Raw genomic sequence first — 18389 nt, 5'->3', positions numbered from 1 at the left:
CCCGGGAGGGTTTTCCACCCTCCCGGACCCACCCGGAGGATATTTCGCGAGCAAAGACGTGCTCAGCGGCGCGCGAGCATGCCACCGGGCTGGCGTTGCACCCGGCCGTCGAGTTCGAGGAACAGCAGGGCGGGGGCAACCGCCTGCGCAGGCAGGTCGAGGTCGCGCAGGAGCTGGTCTTCAGCGACGGGTGAGGGGCCGAGCCGGTCGAGGATCAGGCGGTGCAGGGTGAGGGTGTCCGGCCATGTGTGGGCGGGCGGGCCGGTTCTGGTTTGCGGGGCGGGGGTGGGTGGATCGCGCTCAAGGCTGCCCTCGAGCGCGGCGAGGACATCGGCGGTGTCGCGCACCAGCGTTGCCCCGTCGCGGATCAGAAGGTTGCAGCCTGCAGCGCGGGGGTCCATCGGATGACCGGGCACCGCCAGCAGCTCGCGCCCCTGATCGAGCGCGTCACGGGCGGTGATCAGGCTGCCGGAACCCTCGGCCGCCTCAACGACAATGACCGCGCGCGACAGCCCGGCGATCAGCCGGTTGCGGCGCGGGAAATGGCGCGCTTGGGGGCTGAGGCCTATGGGTTGTTCCGAGACCAGCAGACCCTGATCGGCAATCGAGGCCGCGAGCATCTCGTTCTCGGCCGGGTAGATCACGTCAACGCCGCCCGCCATCACCGCGATGGTGCCGGTCTTGAGCGCGCCGCCATGGGCGGTGGTGTCGATGCCGCGCGCGAGGCCGGAAACGACAACGAAGCCGTGATAGCCCAGCCCCTCGGCCAGTTTGCGCGCCATGCGCCCGCCGAGGCTGGAGGCATTGCGGGCGCCGACGATGGCGACGGCGGGGCGGCCCAGCACGGCACCGCGCCCGCGCGCCCAGAGAACGGGCGGCGGGTCGGTCAGCGCGGCGAGCGGAAGGGGGTAATCAGGCGCACCAAGGAACAAGAGCCGCGCGCCTTTGCGCTGGCCCTGATCGAGCTCGGCCTGTGCGGCGTCGAGCGGATGCGCGGTATAGTCGTCAATCCCGGCGGCGCGCGCGATGCCCGGCAGTGCCGCCAGCGCCGCCTGCGCGCTGCCATGTTCGCCCATCAGGCGCTGAAACGTGCTGGGGCCAACGCGGCGCGAGCGAATGAGACGAAGCCACGACAGCCGGTCTTCTTCCGTGGTGGGTGGGGTGAAGGGTGTGGGAGAAGAAAGTGGTGTCCCGTCCATCGCAGCCTCGTCTCATTCGACTCTCAACCTGAGGGATAAGGGTTAACAGGACGTGAAGATTTCCCGCCGCGCACCCTTCTTTGCTCCAAAAATATCCTCCAGGAGGGTCTGGGAGGATGGAAAATCCTCCCAGCGCGGGGTGTGGGGGCTGGCCCCCACCGGGCGCGCGGGGGCTCGATGCCCCCGCGCGCCCGGCCCCCGTCACTTCGCCCTTTTCTTTTCCGATCGCGTCCGTATAGTCCGCCCCATGGAACGCACGCGCCCCTTGATCATTGCCTCGCTGCCGGGTTTGCCCGCGGCCTGCGCGCGCCTGTGCGGTCTTCTGCTCCTTAGCGACCTCTGAGCGTGCCTTCGGGCGCGACCGCTCAGAGGTAGCCAGCGCCCGGACCCGCCGTTAAGGACACTCGCAGACAGCACGGAATATCATCATGACCGATACCGCCGACCAAACCCGCTCGAAACAAGACCGCGTTCTGATTTTTGACACCACCCTGCGTGATGGCGAACAATCGCCGGGCGCCACCATGAGCCACGACGAGAAGCTGGAAATCGCCGGCTTGCTGGACGAAATGGGCGTCGATGTGATCGAGGCCGGTTTCCCCATCGCTTCGGAGGGCGATTTTGCCGCCGTGAGCGAGATCGCGCGCCAGAGCCGCAACTCGACCATCTGCGGCCTGGCCCGCGCCAATTTTGCCGACATCGACCGCGCCTGGGAGGCGGTGAAACACGCCGCCAAGCCGCGCATTCACACCTTCATCGGCACCTCGCCGCTGCACCGCGACATCACCGCGCTCAATCAGGAAGAGATGATCGAGAAGATCGCCGCGACCGTCGCCCATGCCCGCAACCTGTGCGCCGATGTGCAATGGTCGCCGATGGATGCCACGCGGACCGAGCATGACTATCTGTGCCGCGTTGTGGAAACCGCGATCAAGGCGGGGGCCACCACGATCAACATCCCCGATACCGTCGGCTACACCGCGCCGCGCGAATCCGCTGACCTGATCCGCATGTTGCTGGAACGGGTGCCGGGGGCCGACACCATCATCTTCGCCACGCATTGCCACAACGATCTGGGCATGGCGACGGCCAACAGCCTGGCGGCAGTCGAGGCGGGCGCGCGGCAGATCGAGTGCACGATCAACGGTCTGGGCGAGCGCGCTGGCAACACCGCGCTGGAAGAGGTGGTGATGGCGATGCGGGTGCGCAACGACATCATGCCGTACCAGACCCGCATCGACTCGACCAAGATCATGCATCTGAGCCGCCGGGTCAGTCAGGTTTCGGGCTTTGCCGTGCAGTACAACAAGGCCGTGGTCGGCAAGAACGCCTTCCTGCACGAATCCGGCATCCATCAGGATGGCGTGCTGAAGAACGTGCAGACCTTCGAGATCATGCGACCCGAGGATATCGGCCTGACCGCCAAGAACATCGCCATGGGCAAACACTCGGGCCGCGCCGCGCTGCGCGCCAAGATGGCCGAGCTGGGCTATGATCTGGGCGACAACCAGCTGAAAGACGTCTTCGTGCGCTTCAAGGCTTTGGCCGACCGCAAGAAAGAGGTCTATGACGACGATCTGGTCGCGCTGGTCGCCGATACGGCGGCGACGGGCGGCGACGATCATCTGCAGATCAGGAAACTGCGCGTGGTCTGCGGCACCGAGGGTCCGCAAGAGGCCGAGCTGACCATGAGCGTCGGCGGCGAGGAGCATTACGTCGATGCGACCGGCGACGGCCCGGTCGATGCGGTGTTCAACGCGGTCAAGATGCTCTACCCGCATGACGCCAAGCTGGACCTGTATCAGGTGCAGGCGGTGACCGAAGGCACGGACGCGCAGGCGACGGTGTCGGTCCGGGTCAGCCGGGCGGGCATGGTGTTCACCGGGCAATCGGCGGATACCGACACGGTCGTCGCCTCGGCCAAGGCCTATGTGAATGCGCTCAACCGCATGCACGCAGGGCAGGGCCGGGCGAACAATTCGGCGCTGCAAACCTCGGCGGCGCACTGAGCCACAGGCGGGGGGCCGCTCAGGCCTCCCACCTTTGCGTGTTGTCCGCCGAATTGTCTTGACCGAACCCTCGGACAAGCCGATCCATGGAACGTCGCGGGGGCCCCTAATCCCGCACCCATTCGTGAGATGGATCGCGGCAGATATGCGCCGATGCCGCGGACCGGGGGCCTTTACGCCAAGGGTCAAGCGAGCCTATAAGGGCCACGCAATCGCCCCCGCCCTTGTGCGGGGGCCTTCCATGATTATGGGATGACCGCCACATGTTCGGACTTTCTGGCCTCTTTTCGTCGGATATGGCGATCGACCTCGGCACGGCGAATACGCTGGTCTACGTCAAGGGCCGCGGGATCATTTTGAATGAGCCGTCGGTCGTAGCCTACCACGTCAAGGACGGGCGCAAGCAAGTTCTGGCCGTGGGCGAAGACGCCAAGCTGATGTTGGGTCGCACCCCCGGCTCGATCGAGGCAATCCGCCCGATGCGCGACGGGGTCATCGCCGACTTCGACGTTGCCGAAGAGATGATCAAGCACTTCATCCGCAAGGTGACCAAGCGCTCGACCTTCTCCAAACCCAAGGTCATCGTCTGCGTGCCCTACGGGGCCACGCCGGTTGAGAAACGCGCGATCCGGCAGTCGGTTCTGTCCGCAGGCGCGCGCCGCGCCGGGCTGATTTCCGAGCCGATCGCCGCCGCCATCGGCGCAGGCATGCCGATCACCGATCCCACCGGCTCGATGGTGGTGGATATTGGTGGCGGGACGACCGAGGTGGCTGTGCTCAGCTTGGGCGATATCGTCTATGCGCGGTCGGTGCGCGTCGGGGGTGACCGCATGGATGAGGCGATCATCAGCTACCTGCGCCGTCATCAGAACCTTTTGATTGGCGAATCCACCGCCGAGCGGATCAAATGCACCATCGGCACGGCGCGGATGCCGGACGACGGGCGCGGGAAGGTCATGCAGATCCGCGGTCGCGACCTGCTGAACGGCGTGCCCAAGGAAATCGAGATCACCCAGGGCCAGATCGCCGAAGCGCTGTCGGAAACCGTGCAGACCATCTGCGAGGCCGTGATGATCGCGCTGGAAACCACGCCGCCGGATCTGGCGGCAGACATCGTGGACCGGGGCGTCATGCTGACCGGGGGCGGGGCGCTCTTGGGCGATCTGGATCTGGCGCTGCGCGAGCAGACCGGGCTGATCATCACCGTGGCCGACCAGTCGCTGAACTGCGTGGCGCTGGGCACCGGCAAGGCGCTGGAATACGAAAAGCAGCTGCGCCACGCCATTGATTACGAAAGCTGAGCACCGCTCGGGCGTGAGGGACCACCGTGGCAACTGACCGTTCGAACGAGGCCGATTATGTCCGCCCCGTGCGGCGCCTCGTGGTCGGGGTGTTGGCGCTGGTCCTGCTGGCGCTGTTCCTGCTCTGGCGCATCGACAGCCCCCGGATCGAGCGGTTCCGCACCGCTGTGGTCGACGCCGTGGTCCCCAATATGGAATGGGCCATGGCGCCGGTCACCCGCGTGTCGCGGATGGTCGAGGATTTCCGCAGCTACGCGCGCATCTATGAGCAAAATCAGGAGCTGCGGCGCGAGCTGCAGCAGATGCGCGCCTGGCGCGAGGCGGCACTGCAACTGGAGCAGCGCAACGCGCAGCTGCTGGACATGGCCCGCGTGCGGCTGGACCCGCAGCTGACGCATGTGACCGGCGTGGTGATGGCCGATGCGGGCAGCCCGTACCGCCAATCGGTGCTGCTCAACGTCGGATCGCGCGACGGGATCGTCGATGGCTGGGCGGTGATGGACGGGCTGGGGCTGGCCGGCCGGATCGCCGGGGTCGGGGATCGCTCGTCACGGGTGATCCTGCTGACGGATTCCAACAGCCGGGTGCCGGTGATCGTGCAGCCCACCGGCCAGCGCGCGCTGATCAGTGGCGACAACACCCAGTTGCCGGTGCTCGACTTCGTCGAAAGCCCCGAGGCCTTGCGCCCCGGCGACCGGGTGGTCAGTGCCTCGGATGGCGGGGTGTTCCCGCCGGGTCTGCTGGTCGGCGAGGTGGCCGAGGGCGCCGACGGCCGTCTGCGCGTGCGGTTGGCGGCGGATTACGGGCGGCTCGATTTCCTGCGCGTGCTGCGCTCGCGCCCCGCCGAGCGGATCGAGCAATCCGGCGCGCTGCTGCGCCCGGTGGATGCCGAAGGCACGCCACTGGACCCGACGACCGGCGTGCCGTTCATCCCGATGCAAGACGCACCGCTGGAGGAAGGGCCCGAGCCTGACGCTGCGGGCACCGTTGACGCCGTGCCCGCGCTGCCGCTGCCGGGTGGTGCCGCCACGGGCGGGCCGCCCAATGAGTAGCGAGTTCTGGCGCCTGCGGACGTTGGTCTATCTGGGCCTGTGGGTGCTGATCGCTGCGGTGACGATTCTGGCGCGCATCCTGCCGCTGTCCAATCCCGAAGGCGGCTGGCCCGCGCCCGACTTCCTGCTGGCGCTGACCGTCGCCTGGGTGCTGCGCCGCCCGTCGCATCTGCCCGCGCTGGCCATTGTGCTGGTATTTCTGGTCGAGGATCTGTTCCTCATGCGCCCGCCGGGCCTGTGGGCGCTGGCTGTGCTGGCCGGGACCGAATTCCTGCGTCGCCGTCAATCGGTGGTGCGCGAGATGAACCTGCTCTTGGAATGGGCGATGGTGGCCGGGGTGATGCTGGCCATGTCGGTGGCGTACCGGCTTGTGCTCGTGATCGTGATGGCCGCGCGCGACCCGCTGGACTTGAGCGTGGGGCGACTTGTGGTCACTATTGCCGTATACCCGTTGGTTGTCTGGTTCTTGCAGGGCGTGCTGCGCGTGCGCAAGCCGGCGACGGGCGAAGTGGATGAACTGGGCCGCAAGCTATGAAACGACCGCCCAAGGATAACGAGGAAAGCGCGCGCAAGATCTCGCGCCGCGCCGCTCTGCTGGGCGGTGCCCAGCTGGTGTTTGCCGGGGCGCTGGTGCTGCGCATGCGCTCGCTTCAGCTGGGGCAGGCCGAAGAGTTCCGCCTGCTGGCCGATGAAAACCGCATCAACATCCGCCTGCTACCGCCCGCGCGCGGCACCATTCTGGACCGCAGCGGGCTGGTTCTGGCGTCGAATGTGCAGAATTACCGCATCGTTCTGGTGCGCGAGGATGCGGGCGCGCCGCGTGCCGCGCTCGAGCGGCTGGCCGAGCTGATCCCGCTGACCGAAGAAGAGATCGAGCGCGCCGAGCGCGAGATCATGCGCCACCGTCCCTTTGTGCCGGTGACCATCGTCGATCAGCTGAACTGGGAGGAGGTCGCGCGCGTCGCCGCCAACGCCCCCGCCATGCCCGGCATCACCCCCGAGGTCGGCTGGACCCGCTTTTATCCCTTCGGTGCCGAGTTCGCGCATTCGGTCGGCTATGTCGGCCCGGTGTCCGAGCGTGACCTCGAGGCGCTGGAAAGCCCCGATCCGCTGCTGATGATCCCGCGTTTCCAGATCGGCAAGATCGGCATCGAGCGCGAGATGGAGGACGATCTGCGCGGCTCGGCCGGGCATCGCCGCATCGAGGTCAACGCGGTGGGCCGCGAAATGCGCGAGCTGGACCGTCAGGAAGGCGACGCGGGGGCCAATCTGCAACTGACGCTGGACCGTTCGCTTCAGGCCTTCGCGCTGGCTCGTCTGGGTGATCAGAGCGCGGCGGCGGTGGTGATGGAGGTGCAGACCGGCAATGTGCTGGCAATGGCCTCGGCCCCGTCATTCGATCCAAATCTCTTTGTGCGCGGCATCTCTGTCGCCGATTACGCCGGCCTTCGCGACAACGAATACCGGCCGATGTCGAACAAGGCGGTGCAGGGCGCGTATCCGCCCGGATCGACCTTCAAGATCGTGACCGCGATGGCCGCGTTCGAGGGGGGTTTCGCCACGCAGGACGAGCGGGTCTTCTGCCCCGGTCATATCGAGATCAGCGGTCGGCGCTTTCACTGCTGGAACCGGGGGGGCCACGGGCGGGTCAATGTGACCTCGGCGCTGGCCGAAAGCTGTGATGTGTATTTCTACGAGATGGCGCAGCGCACCGGGATCGACCGGATCAACGCCATGGCCGAACGCATGGGGCTGGGTCTGCGCTATGACCTGCCGCTGTCGGGCATCTCCAGCGGTCTGAACCCCTCGCGGGAGTGGAAGCGCGACCGGCGCGGGGCGGAATGGGTGGTGGGTGACACGATCAACGCCTCGATCGGGCAGGGGTTCGTGCTGTCGACGCCCTTGCAGCTGGCGGTGATGACCGCACGGATTGCGACCAACCGGGCGATCCTGCCCCGGCTGGTCCACAGCATCAACGATATCGAACAGCCGCTGCCTGAGTACCCGCCCTTGGGTCTCAACCCCGCGCATCTGGCGATGGTGCAGCGCGGTATGTTCGAGGTGTCCAATTCGCAGCGCGGCACCGCCTATGCCTCGCGCATCGTGGACGAAGCCATGCGCATGTCGGGCAAGACCGGGTCCAGTCAGGTGTTCTCGATCACCGCTGCCGAGCGGGCCTCGGGCATCCGGCGGCAGGATCAGCTGCCCTGGAACCGGCGCGATCATGCGCTCTTTGTGTGCTACGCGCCCGAAAGCGCCCCGCGCTACGCCGTGTCGATCGTGGTCGAGCATGGGGGCGGTGGGTCATCTGCCGCCGCCCCGATCGCGCGCGACATCATTCTGGCGGCGCAAAACGGCGGGCTGCCCCCGGTCGAGGCCTATCCCGCCCCGCAAAGAAACCGCATCGAGTCGATGATCCGCACGATCAGCGACCAGATCGGCCCGGCCGTCGCCGCCTCAAGCCTGCGGGGCCGCGCATGAGCTATCTTGAGTATCACGTCAAACGCTCGCCCTCGGGTCTGAGCAAGGTGCTCTACGTCAACTGGGCACTGGTGCTGCTGCTCAGCGCCGTGGCCTCGGTCGGCTTCTTGCAGCTTTATTCGGTCTCGGGCGGAAATTTCGAGCGTTGGGCCGAGCCGCAGATGCAACGCTTCGCGCTGGCGCTGACGGTGATGTTCGTCGTCGGCTTCGTCCCGTTGTGGTTCTGGCGCTCGATGTCGGCGCTTGGCTATGCGGTGTCGGTGGTGCTGCTTCTGGGGGTCGAGTTCTTCGGCTCGATCGGCATGGGCGCGCAGCGCTGGCTGGAACTGGGGCCGATCCGCATTCAGCCGTCCGAGATGACCAAGATCACCGTGATCATGGCGATGGCGGCCTATTACGACTGGCTCGACATCCGCAAGGTTTCGCACCCGGTCTATGTGGCGCTGGCGGCGCTGATGATCCTTGTGCCCGCGTTTCTGGTGCTCAAGCAGCCCGACCTTGGCACCGCCCTGCTGATTCTGGGTGGCGGCGGTATGGTGATGTTCTTTGCCGGGGTCAGCCTATGGTATTTCGGCGGCGTGATCGGCGCGGGCGTCGGGCTGGTCACGGCGGTCTTCGCCTCACGCGGGACCGAGTGGCAGCTGATCCGCGACTATCAGTTCCGTCGCATCGACGCGTTTCTGGACCCGTCGCTGGACCCTCTGGGCTCTTCCTACCACATCAATCAGGCGATGATTGCGCTGGGGTCGGGGGGCTGGTCAGGGCGCGGGTTCATGCAGGGCACGCAGTCGCGGCTGAATTTCCTGCCCGAAAAGCACACCGACTTCATCTTCAACACGCTGGCCGAAGAGTTCGGCTTTATCGGCGGCGTGTTCCTGCTGACGCTGTATATCGGCATTCTGGTGACCTGCGTCATTGCCGCGATGCGGTCCAAGAACCGCTATGCCTCGCTCTTGATCCTTGGCATCGCGGGCAACTTTTTCCTCTATTTCGCGGTGAACATGGCGATGGTGATGGGGCTGGCCCCGGTGGTCGGCGTGCCCTTGCCGCTGGTCAGCTATGGCGGCTCGGCGATGCTGATGATCCTGATCGGCTTCGGTCTGGTGCAATCGGCCTGTATTCACCGCCCAAGGGAGCGTGCATGAAGGTTCTGTTTTCCGCCGGAGACTGGCGTTGGCCGCAGTGGGAGGCCCCCTTGCGGGCAGCGCTGGCCGAGGCCGGGGTTCAGGCCGATCTGCTGCGCGAGGCCGATCCGGCCGAGGTTGACGCGATGATCTACGCGCCGGGCGGCGAGACGCCGGACGATTTCACCCCCTACGTCAACTGCAAGGCGGTGCTCAGCCTCTGGGCGGGGGTCGAGAAGATCGTGACCAACCAGACCCTGACCCAGCCTTTGTGCCGCATGGTCGATCCGGGCTTGACGCAGTCGATGGTCGAATACGTCGTCGCCTATGCGATGCGCGCGCATATCGGCATGGACCGCGCGCTGGCCCAGCAATCGGGCGCGTGGGAGCCGGTGGCCCCGCCGCTGGCCGGGGAGCGACCGGTGGCGATGCTGGGTCTGGGCGCGCTGGGCGCGGCCTGTGGGCAGGCGCTGGCGGGCCTGGGCTTCCCGGTGCTGGGCTGGAGCCGCACGCCCAAGGACGTGCCGGGGATCGCGTGCCACCACGGGGCGGATGGCCTGCGCGACGTGCTGAGCCGCGCGCAGATCGTGGTGACGCTGCTGCCCAAGACCGCCGAGACCGAGAATATCCTCAACGCCGAGACGCTGGGCTGGTTGCCGCAGGGGGCCACGATCATCAACCCGGGTCGCGGCCCGCTGATCGACGATGACGCGCTGCTGGCGGCGCTGGACGCGGGGCAGGTGGGGCTGGCGGTGCTTGATGTGTTCCGGGTGGAGCCGCTCCCGCCCGAGCATCCTTACTGGGCGCATCCGCGTGTCACCGTGACCCCGCATATCGCCGCCGAAACCCGCCCCGAGACCGCCGCCCGCGTCGTTGCCGAGAACCTGCGCCGGTTGCAGGCGGGCGCGCCGCTGCTGCACCTTGTCGACCGCAGGGCGGGCTACTGATGCAGATCGCGGTCGTCGGCGCGGGGATCATCGGGCTGACCATCGCGCACCGGCTGGCGGAGGAGGGGCATGGCGTCCTCGTCATCGCCCGCGAGGGGCAGCCGCATTGCGCCTCGACCGGCAACGCGGGCACGATTGCCACTTACGCGGTGGACCCGGTCGGCACACCCGATGTGCTGCGCGATCTGCCCCGGCTCTTGTTCAACAGCGACAGCCCGCTGGCGATCCACCGGCCTTCAGCCCTGGGGCTGGTGCCGTGGCTGTTGCGCTTTGCGCGCCAGTCGCTGCCGGGAAGGGCGCAGGCCAACCGGCAGGCGCTGGCCGGGTTGCTGGCGGGCGCGGATGCCGACTGGCGCGCCTTGGCGGCGGCGGTGGGCGGGGCGGATCTGCTGCAGGATCGCGGCGCGCTTTACGCTTATGACACGCCCGAGGCGCTGGCCGGCGCGCAGGTGGGCATGGCGCGGCGGCGCGGGCTTGGCGTGGCGGTGGACATGCTGGGGGCCGAGGCGCTGCAGGCGCTGGAACCCTCGTTGCCCGAAGGTCGCTTTGCCGGGGCCGCGCTGTTCCCCGGCACGATCTGGCTGACCGACCCCGCCACGATGCTCGCGCGGATCGCAGCGGCAGGCGCCGAGCGTCTTACGGCGCGCGTGACGGCGTTGGAGCCGGTCGGTGCGGGCTGGCGGATCGGACTGGCCACCGGCGAAGCGGTTGAGGCGGGTGCCGTCGTTCTGGCCGCTGGCGCGTGGTCGGCGTCCCTGCTGCGCCCATTGGGTATCCGTGTCCCGCTGACCGCCGAGCGTGGCTATCACCTTGAATTTGATGGCATGGTGCCGTTGACCCGGCCCTTTTGCCCGGCCAGCCGGGGCTTCTATTTCACCCCGATGCAAGGTCGTCTGCGCGCCGCCGGAACCGTGGAACTGGGCGGCATCGACGCGCCGCCTTCCCCGCATCGCTGGGACCGTCTGGAAGACGCCGCCCGCAGCGTGTTCCCCGATCTGCCGCCGCCGTCGCGCCGCTGGATGGGCCTGCGCCCGTCGATCCCCGACAGCCTGCCGGTGGTGGGCACGGCGCGCAAAGGGCTGGTGCTGGCCTTCGGGCATGGGCATATCGGCCTGACGCTGGCCCCCAAGACCGCCGAGCTGGTCAGCCGCGCGCTTGACGGCGAAGCGCCGCTCCCGGCCCTCAGCCCCGCGCGCTTTTAACGCTGACGCTCGCGCTTGCGCCGCGCCTTGATCTTGCCCGCCTTCGCCGCCGCACCCTTGCGCGGGGCATAGCCCTTGCCCTTGTGGCGACGCGGCCGGGCGACGGCTGTGCCCTCGACCTCGATCAGCTCCAACAGCAAGCCGCCGGTCATCGCCTCGGCCTCGGACAGCTTGACCACCACCCGCTGCCCCAGCCCCAGCACGTTGCCCGAGCGCTCGCCGGTCAGCGTCTGCGTGTCGGCGTCGTGGCGGAAATACTCATCCCCCAGCGTGCGGATCGGCACCAGACCATCCGCGCCGGTCTCGTCCATCTTCACGAACAGACCAAACCGCGCCACCCCGGCGATGCGGCCCTTGAACACCGCGCCGATCCGGTCAGCCATGAAGGCGGCCAGATAGCGGTCGGTGGTATCACGCTCGGCGGTCATCGAGCGGCGCTCGGTTTCCGAGATCTGCGTCGCGGTCTCGGCCAGATGCTCGATGTCCCAGTCGCTGAAACCATCCTTGCCCCATTTATGGGCCGAGATCAGCGAACGGTGGACGATCAGGTCCGAATAGCGCCGGATCGGTGAGGTGAAATGCGCGTAATTGCGCAGGGCCAGCCCGAAATGGCCAAAGTTCTCCGCGCCGTAATAGGCCTGCGTCATCGAGCGCAGCGTGGCGATGTTGATCAGCTCGTCGAACTCGCCGCCCTCGGCAGCAGCCAGCAACTGGTTCAGGTGACGGGTCTGCAAGACCTGCCCCTTGGCCAGCGTCAGCCCGGCCCCGGCAGCCACCTCGCGCAGCGCTTCCAGTTTTTCCTGCGACGGCTCCTCGTGCACACGGAACAGCAGGGGCGAGCGGCGGGCGATCAGCTCTTCGGCGGCGGCGACATTGGCCATCACCATGAATTCCTCGATCACCTTGTGGGCGTCGAGCCGGTCCTTGAAGGCGACCGAGGTCACCTTGCCATCCTCGCCCAGAATGATCTTGCGCTCGGGCAGGTCCAGCTCCAGCGGCTGGCGCGCAGCGCGGGCCTTGAGCGTGGCGTGCCACGCGGCGTAGAGATGGCTCAGCCCCTCGGCCAGCGGCTCGGTCGCGTCATCCAGTTGACCTTCGAACGCCGCCTGTGCCTGCTCATAGCTCAGCGACGCGCGCGAGCGCATGAGGCCCCGCACGAAGCGATGCGCGGTCTTCTCGCCCTGCGCGTTGACGCTGAGACGCACGGCGAGGACCGGGCGCTCGACCCCCTCATGCAGACTGCACAGATCGCCCGACAGACGGTCGGGCAGCATCGGCACCACGCGGTCGGGGAAATAGCTGGAGTTGCCGCGCTTGCGCGCCTCGCGGTCCAGCTCGGAATTGGGCCGCACGTAAGCCGCGACATCGGCAATGGCGACCCAGACGATATAGCCGCCCTTGCTGTCAGGATCGGGCGCGGCGCAGACCGCATCGTCATGGTCGCGCGCATCCCACGGGTCGATGGTGAGCAGCGGCAGATCCAGCAGATCCTCGCGCTTGCCGGCGGGCAGGGCAGGGGCGGCCTCGGCCTCGGCGATGACCTCGGGCGGGAAATGGTCGGGGATGCCGTGCTGGTGGATGGCGATCAGGCTGACGGCGCGCGGTGCGCCGGGGTCGCCCAGCCGCTTGAGGATGCGGGCGCGGGGCAGGCCCATGCGGGCAGGGGCGGTCTGCTCGGCCTCGACCAATTCGCCGTCCTTGGCGCCCTGCGAGTCCGCGACCGAAACGCGCCATTCCATATCGGCGCCCTTGTCGATGGGCAGAATGCGCCCGCCTTCCGACCCGGCACGGTAAATCCCCAGCACCGCCGCCGGACCCGATTGCAGCTTGCGGATCGGATGGGCGTGCACGCCGTCTTTCGTCGCGATCAGCTTGGCCAGAACCCGGTCGCCGCGCCCGAAGGCGGGCAGATCAGGGCGCGCGACGACCAGAATCGGCGGTGGGGTGTCCTCGCTCTGCCACTCGGCAGGCTCGGCCATCAGGTCGCCCTGCGCGTCGGGGCCGGTCACGCGGATGATCGCCACGGGCGGCAAACCCGCGTCCCGCGACCGGCGCTTGCGGCGCTCGTACAGGCCCTCGGTCTCCAACTCGGCCAACAGGCGCTTGAGGTCGATCTTGGCCGCGCCTCCCTTGATGCCGTGGGCATGCGCGATGTCGCGCATCGTCGGGCGGCCGTCCTGTTCGGAAAGCCAGCGGGCGAGGTCTTCTTTTGAGGGCAAGCGGGTCATGCTTTCGCGCTACCACGCGGGCTGTCTGGCGTCACGCAGAAAGGCAAGCGCGCGCCTTGCCCCGGCTCTGCGCGATCAGAGTCAGAGCAAAGAGCGGCGTTAACGCATTGTTAACCGCGCCCCTTCATCTGTCTCTCAATATCCTCGGGGGTGAATTCGGCTTTAGCCGAAGAGGGGGCAGAAAGCCCCCTTGTTGCGCGGCGCGCGGGGTCGCGTGAGGGCGAGGCGGCGTCAGCCGTCTTGGCCGAGGGCGAAACCCCTCACCGGCCTGCGAGGTCCGCCACGATGGCGCGGGCCGCCGCGACCGGGTCGGCTGCCGCCCAGACCGGCCGCCCGACGACGATGTGATCCGCCCCGTTGCGGACCGCGTCTGTCGGCGTTGCGATGCGTTTCTGATCGTTCGAGGCGCTGCCTGCCGGGCGCACCCCCGGCGTCACGATCAGCCGACCCGCCGCATTGGGCAGGGCGCGGATCATCGCGGCCTCGAAGGGGCTGGCGATCACGCCGTCGGCCCCGGCCTCGAACGCCCGCGCCGCGCGCTCGGTCACGATCTCGGCGATGTCTCCGGGCTTGATCATGGCCCCGTCCAGATCGGCGCGGTCCATCGAGGTCAGCACCGTCACGCCCAGAATTTTCAGCCCGGTCCCGGCGGCGCCCTGCTTGGCGGCCTGCACCACCATCGGATCGCCATGCACGGTCAGAAAGTCGAGATTGTACTGGGCGATACCGCGCACCGCCGCCTCTACAGTCGCGGGAATGTCGAAAAACTTCATGTCCAGGAAGATGCGTTTGCCCCGTTCCTGCTTCAACTCATTCGCCAGGGCCAGCCCGCCGCCGGTCAGCATGCCCAGACCGATCTTGTAGAAACTGACCTGATCGCCGATCCGCTCGGCGATCTCGAGCCCCTGCACCACATTGGGCACGTCCAGCGCCACGATCAGGCGGTCGTCGGCGGGCAGCTTGTCTTGGGCATGGGCGGGCATGGACATGGCGCGGTCTCCTGAGGTCTCGGGTTCTGGGGGTTGGCGCGCTGATACGCGCATTGCCGCAGCCGGGCAAGCTTGCGCATTGCCGGTGCCGGGGGCAGCATGGCGTCATGACCCAAACAGCCCCCAACCGCATTGACGGCACCCGCCCCGATTCGCCCCGTCTTGCCGGGCCCGGCCCCTTGCCCGTCGGGGTGCAGAGCCTGACGCTGACCGATCCCGCGCGGCTGGATCTGGACGGTAAGACCCGCCCGCGCCCGCTGACGGTCGCGCTGTGGTATCCCGCTGCGCACCGCACCCGCTCGGGCGGCAGCTATGACACGTTGCTGCGCGATGGGGAGACGCCGGTCACCCTGCACGGCAGCGCCGCGCGCGATGCCGACCCTGCGCAGGGGCGCTGGCCCTTGGTGCTGATCAGCCACGGTTATCCCGGCAACCGCTTTCTGATGAGCCATCTGGCCGAGGCCCTTGCGTCGCGCGGGTATCTGGTCGCCGCCGCCGATCATCCGCAGAGCCTTTATCAGGATCAGGGTCCGTTCGGCGCGACGCTGTATCACCGGCCGCTGGATCAGCGCTTCCTGCTGGGCGCGTTGGCCGGGCATCCGCTGGCGCTGCCCGATACCGCTGCCGTGATCGGCTATTCGATGGGGGGCTACGGTGCCTTGGTGACCGCCGGGGCCGGGCTGATTGACGGGATGGAGGCGCACGAACAAGCCCCGGCGGGCGGTTTGCTCGCCGTCCATCTGGCGCGCACTCTGCCGCTGCCCCCGGCCAATCTGCGCGCGGTGATTGCTTTTGGGCCGTGGGGCAACGGGCATGGGGTCTGGTCGCCCGAGGGGTTGAGCGGCATCGCGTTGCCGCTGTTGGTGATCGCGGGCAGCGTCGATACCGTGTCGGTCTATGAGGGGATGCGCGGGATCGCCCGGGACGCGGGCGGCACGCTGCTGACCTTTGTCAACGCGGGCCACAATGCCGGTGCGCCGATCCCCGCCCCGGCCGAGAGCCACGCGCACAGCGAGAAACTGGGCTGGGCCCCGTTCCTGCATTACGCCGATCCGGTCTGGGACACGGTGCGGATGAACGCGGTCGCCCAACACTTTGCGGCGGCGTTTCTGGACCGGCACCTGAAGGGCGAGACCGCGCGCGATACGCTGCTTGCGCCCGCGACGGCGCTGGGTGCCGAGGCCGGGTTTGGCGACGGGATGGCCACAGGCCTGACGGTCGAGAGCTGGGCGTAGGCGGGTGATGCAGCACTTTGACGGCCCGGTTTGGCGGCTCTTGCCGCGCGGCATGGCCGCTGATGCTGCGGCCCGCGCGCCCGAGGGGCGGTTCCACCATGCCGGACAGGTCGCGGCCTATGCCTCGCTGAGTGCCGAGGGGGCGCATGTGGCGATCAGGCGGTATCTGGGCGACGGGGTTGAGCGGGTGCTCATGCCGCTGTGGCTGCGCGCCGAGCGTGTGGTTGATGCGCGCGGCAACCCGGCAGCGTCGGTCGTCTGGCAGGATATCCGCGCCGCCGGTCAGCCTGCGCCGACATGGGCGCTGTCGGAGGCCGCACGGGCGGCGGGGGCGCAGGCGATGCTGTACGGCTCGCGCTCGCGCCCCGACCTTGACCATGTCGTCGTTTTCGACACGCGCTGCCTGCGCCGAAACTCAACGGCTTAGCCGCCGCTCAGGCGATGGATTCCATGCGTTCCTTGTCCATCGTGCCCGGCACGATGGTGATCGGCACCGGCAGCGAGCCCGAGCTACGTGACAGCTGCGTGACCAGCGGGCCGGGGCCCGAGCGGTCCGAGCCCGCCCCCAGCACCAGAACGCCGATCTGCGGGTCTTCCGCGATCTGGGCGAGGATTTCATCCACGGGCTGGCCTTCGCGGATCACCAGTTCAGGCTGGATCGCGTGCTTGTCGCGCATCCATTTGGCGAAGACTTCGAAATGGGCCTCGATCCGCTCGCGGGCTTCTTCGCGCATCAGGTCGGCCACGCCGATCCAATGCTGGAATTCTTCCGGCGGGATGATCGACAGGATCGTCACGCCGCCCTCGGTGTGCGCGGCCCTGAGAGCCGCGAAACGGATCGCGTTCAGGCATTCGCGGCTGTCATCCAGCACGACGAGAAACTTGCGCATCATCAACTCCGGTTGTGCGCGCCATCATGGCGCATGGTCGCAAAGCTGTCCAGCAGGGCCAGGGGCCGCCGGGAAAGGTCTCAGTCAGAAAACCCGTGTGTCGGAATTTTCACCGATGCGCCGCAGTGTTTGCAATGCACGGCGTCGGGGTCGTGGCGGTTCAGGCCGCATTCCTGGCAGGTGTATTTCACCTTCTTGGGCTGAAACAGCGCGCGGGCGAATTGCACGAACAGGGCAACGCCCACCACCATCACCAGCACCGAGAACAGCTTGCCGCCGGGCAGATCCAGCGTGATGTCGCCAAAGCCGGTGGTCGTCAGGGTGGCGACGGTGAAATAGAGCGCGTCGATATAGGCGGTGACGCCTGTATGCGCCTCGAAGAACAGCGCGAAGGCCAGCGAGGTGGTGACGAAGATGAACACGAACAGGTTCATCCCGGCGAGGAACGTGTCCTCGTGCCGCCGGAACAGGTCGGAATCGCGCCGAAGGTCGTGGACCAGATGGTACGAGTGCAGCAGCCTGAGGCCGCGCAGGATGCGCAGAAAGGTGATGTCATCGGGCACAAAGGGTGCCACGAACAGCGAGACCAGCACGATGATATCCGCGATCGTGTAGATCCGCCGCAGCATCTGCAGCCGGTCGGGCGCAACCCAGAGCCGGGCAAGAAAATCGGCCAAGATGATCACGCCCAGCACGGCGTTGGTCACCGTCAGCGGCGTCGTATAGGGGAGCGCCGCCGCGACGATGAAGTACAAAATAGACGCCACATCGAAAACAATCAGCGCGTAGCGGAACCGCTTGGCGCGCTCGCTGCGTCCGTTATAGAGCAGCCGAAGTTCCCGGTGTAGCGGGTGTTCACTCACCGCTGCGAGGCCGCCCAGTCCCAGTAGAGCTGCCGCGTGCGTTTGGTCACCGGGCCGGTCTGATAGCGACGGTCGTCAAAGGCCGAAACCGGCGTGACCTTGGACATGTTGCCCGACAAAAACACCTCATCCGCATCGCGGAAATCATCCAGCGTCAGGACGGTTTCATGGACCTTCACACCATCGGCGGTCAGGTTCGCGATATGGCGCGCGCGGGTGATGCCCGACAGGAAGGTGCCGTTGGCGATGGGGGTGAACACCTCACCATCCTTGACCATGAAGGCATTCGCCGTGGCGCTTTCGGCCACATTGCCCTGACTGTCGCACACCAGCGCGTTGTCAAAGCCCTTGGCGTTCGCCTCGGCCAGCATGCGGGCGTTGTTGGGATACAGGCACCCGGCCTTGGCATTGGTCACCGCGCTGTCCAGCGTCGGGCGGCGGAAGCGGGTGGTGGTCAGCGTGGTTGTCGCGGTTTCCGGGGCCATGCCGATCGCCTCGAGGCAGATGCAGAACCCGGTCGCATCCTGCGAAGCCAGCACGCCCGACGGCCCGCCGTTGATCGCCCAGTACATCGGCCGGATGTAGACGGTATCCGCAAAGCCATCGAGCCCCTCGCGGGTGATCTCGAGCATCTGCTCGACGCTCATCGTCGGCTTGATCATCAGCGCTTCGGCCGAGCGGTTGATGCGCGCAAGGTGGCGATCCAGATCCGGCGTCATGCCGTCAAACAGCCGCGCGCCGTCAAACACCGTGGTGCCCAGCCATGCGCCGTGGTCGGCGGCCTTCATGACGGGGACGTCGCCCTCGTGCCAGCGGCCCTCAAAATACGTGCGGATGCGTGAACCGACAGCCATGATGCGTCTCCCTGA

General features: G+C 67.5%; 16 protein-coding genes. 10 read left to right on the top strand and 6 right to left on the bottom strand.

Annotation, left to right across the window (positions count from 1 at the left end; genetic code table 11):
* Positions 1 to 62 precede the first annotated feature (62 nt).
* Positions 63 to 1199, bottom strand: coding sequence for a DNA-processing protein DprA (dprA, locus tag OKW52_RS19835; RefSeq protein ID WP_264507237.1), 1137 nt, complete (start codon positions 1197 to 1199; stop codon positions 63 to 65).
* A gap of 428 nt (positions 1200 to 1627) precedes the next feature.
* Between dprA and OKW52_RS19830 the strand changes: the two genes are divergently transcribed.
* The 8 genes from OKW52_RS19830 to OKW52_RS19795 all read left to right on the top strand — a co-directional run bounded on the left by OKW52_RS19830 (position 1628) and on the right by OKW52_RS19795 (position 11315).
* A complete protein-coding gene (locus OKW52_RS19830; protein ID WP_264507236.1) occupies positions 1628 to 3208 on the top strand; it encodes a 2-isopropylmalate synthase in 1581 nt (526 codons plus the stop codon).
* 263 nt (positions 3209 to 3471) lie between these two features.
* Entirely contained in the window at positions 3472 to 4509 is a 1038-nt protein-coding gene (locus tag OKW52_RS19825; RefSeq protein WP_127104769.1) for a rod shape-determining protein, read from the top strand.
* Positions 4510 to 4535: 26 nt separating this feature from the next.
* A complete protein-coding gene (gene mreC / locus OKW52_RS19820; RefSeq protein WP_264507235.1) occupies positions 4536 to 5561 on the top strand; it encodes a rod shape-determining protein MreC in 1026 nt (341 codons plus the stop codon).
* Positions 5554 to 6096 (top strand): rod shape-determining protein MreD, encoded by a 543-nt coding sequence (locus tag OKW52_RS19815; RefSeq protein ID WP_264507234.1) that lies wholly within the window; start codon positions 5554 to 5556, stop codon positions 6094 to 6096. The genes mreC and OKW52_RS19815 overlap by 8 nt, the downstream gene beginning before the upstream one ends.
* Positions 6093 to 8042: a penicillin-binding protein 2 gene (mrdA, locus tag OKW52_RS19810; protein WP_264507233.1), complete on the top strand. Its 1950-nt coding sequence runs from the start codon at positions 6093 to 6095 to the stop codon at positions 8040 to 8042. Before OKW52_RS19815 ends, mrdA begins: the two co-directional genes overlap by 4 nt.
* Complete coding sequence (gene rodA, locus OKW52_RS19805; RefSeq protein WP_264507232.1) at positions 8039 to 9187, top strand: rod shape-determining protein RodA; 1149 nt, start codon at positions 8039 to 8041, stop codon at positions 9185 to 9187. The genes mrdA and rodA overlap by 4 nt, the downstream gene beginning before the upstream one ends.
* Positions 9184 to 10113, top strand: a complete 930-nt coding sequence (locus OKW52_RS19800) for a 2-hydroxyacid dehydrogenase (protein WP_264507231.1) — start codon at positions 9184 to 9186, stop codon at positions 10111 to 10113. The genes rodA and OKW52_RS19800 overlap by 4 nt, the downstream gene beginning before the upstream one ends.
* On the top strand, positions 10113 to 11315 hold the full coding sequence (locus OKW52_RS19795) for an NAD(P)/FAD-dependent oxidoreductase (protein ID WP_264507230.1): 1203 nt from the start codon (positions 10113 to 10115) through the stop codon (positions 11313 to 11315). Before OKW52_RS19800 ends, OKW52_RS19795 begins: the two co-directional genes overlap by 1 nt.
* Here OKW52_RS19795 and rnr read toward each other — a convergent pair.
* Together rnr and pyrF are read right to left on the bottom strand one after the other, a co-directional pair.
* On the bottom strand, positions 11312 to 13543 hold the full coding sequence (rnr, locus tag OKW52_RS19790; RefSeq protein ID WP_264507229.1) for a ribonuclease R: 2232 nt from the start codon (positions 13541 to 13543) through the stop codon (positions 11312 to 11314). The two genes, OKW52_RS19795 and rnr, sit on opposite strands and share 4 nt — an antisense overlap.
* A gap of 260 nt (positions 13544 to 13803) precedes the next feature.
* Positions 13804 to 14532, bottom strand: coding sequence for an orotidine-5'-phosphate decarboxylase (gene pyrF, locus OKW52_RS19785; RefSeq protein ID WP_264507228.1), 729 nt, complete (start codon positions 14530 to 14532; stop codon positions 13804 to 13806).
* 107 nt (positions 14533 to 14639) lie between these two features.
* Between pyrF and OKW52_RS19780 the strand changes: the two genes are divergently transcribed.
* Complete coding sequence (locus OKW52_RS19780; protein WP_264507227.1) at positions 14640 to 15767, top strand: alpha/beta hydrolase family protein; 1128 nt, start codon at positions 14640 to 14642, stop codon at positions 15765 to 15767.
* A 7-nt stretch (positions 15768 to 15774) separates the two neighbouring features.
* Positions 15775 to 16194, top strand: coding sequence for an RES family NAD+ phosphorylase (locus OKW52_RS19775; RefSeq protein ID WP_264507226.1), 420 nt, complete (start codon positions 15775 to 15777; stop codon positions 16192 to 16194).
* A 7-nt stretch (positions 16195 to 16201) separates the two neighbouring features.
* Here OKW52_RS19775 and OKW52_RS19770 read toward each other — a convergent pair whose 3' ends face one another.
* From OKW52_RS19770 to OKW52_RS19760, 3 genes are all read right to left on the bottom strand, one after another.
* Positions 16202 to 16657: a universal stress protein gene (locus OKW52_RS19770; RefSeq protein WP_127105477.1), complete on the bottom strand. Its 456-nt coding sequence runs from the start codon at positions 16655 to 16657 to the stop codon at positions 16202 to 16204.
* An 80-nt stretch (positions 16658 to 16737) separates the two neighbouring features.
* Positions 16738 to 17520 carry a potassium channel family protein gene (locus OKW52_RS19765; RefSeq protein WP_264507225.1) on the bottom strand — a complete coding sequence of 261 codons (783 nt, stop codon included), beginning with the start codon at positions 17518 to 17520 and terminating at the stop codon, positions 16738 to 16740.
* Entirely contained in the window at positions 17517 to 18374 is an 858-nt protein-coding gene (locus OKW52_RS19760) for a branched-chain amino acid aminotransferase (RefSeq protein ID WP_264507224.1), read from the bottom strand. The genes OKW52_RS19765 and OKW52_RS19760 overlap by 4 nt, the downstream gene beginning before the upstream one ends.
* Positions 18375 to 18389: the final 15 nt, after the last annotated feature.

This window comes from Pararhodobacter zhoushanensis, assembly GCF_025949695.1.
GTDB lineage: Bacteria > Pseudomonadota > Alphaproteobacteria > Rhodobacterales > Rhodobacteraceae > Pararhodobacter > Pararhodobacter zhoushanensis_A.
The sequence above is the reverse complement of the archived record's forward strand: the minus strand, read 5'-3'. Positions and strand labels throughout refer to the sequence as shown.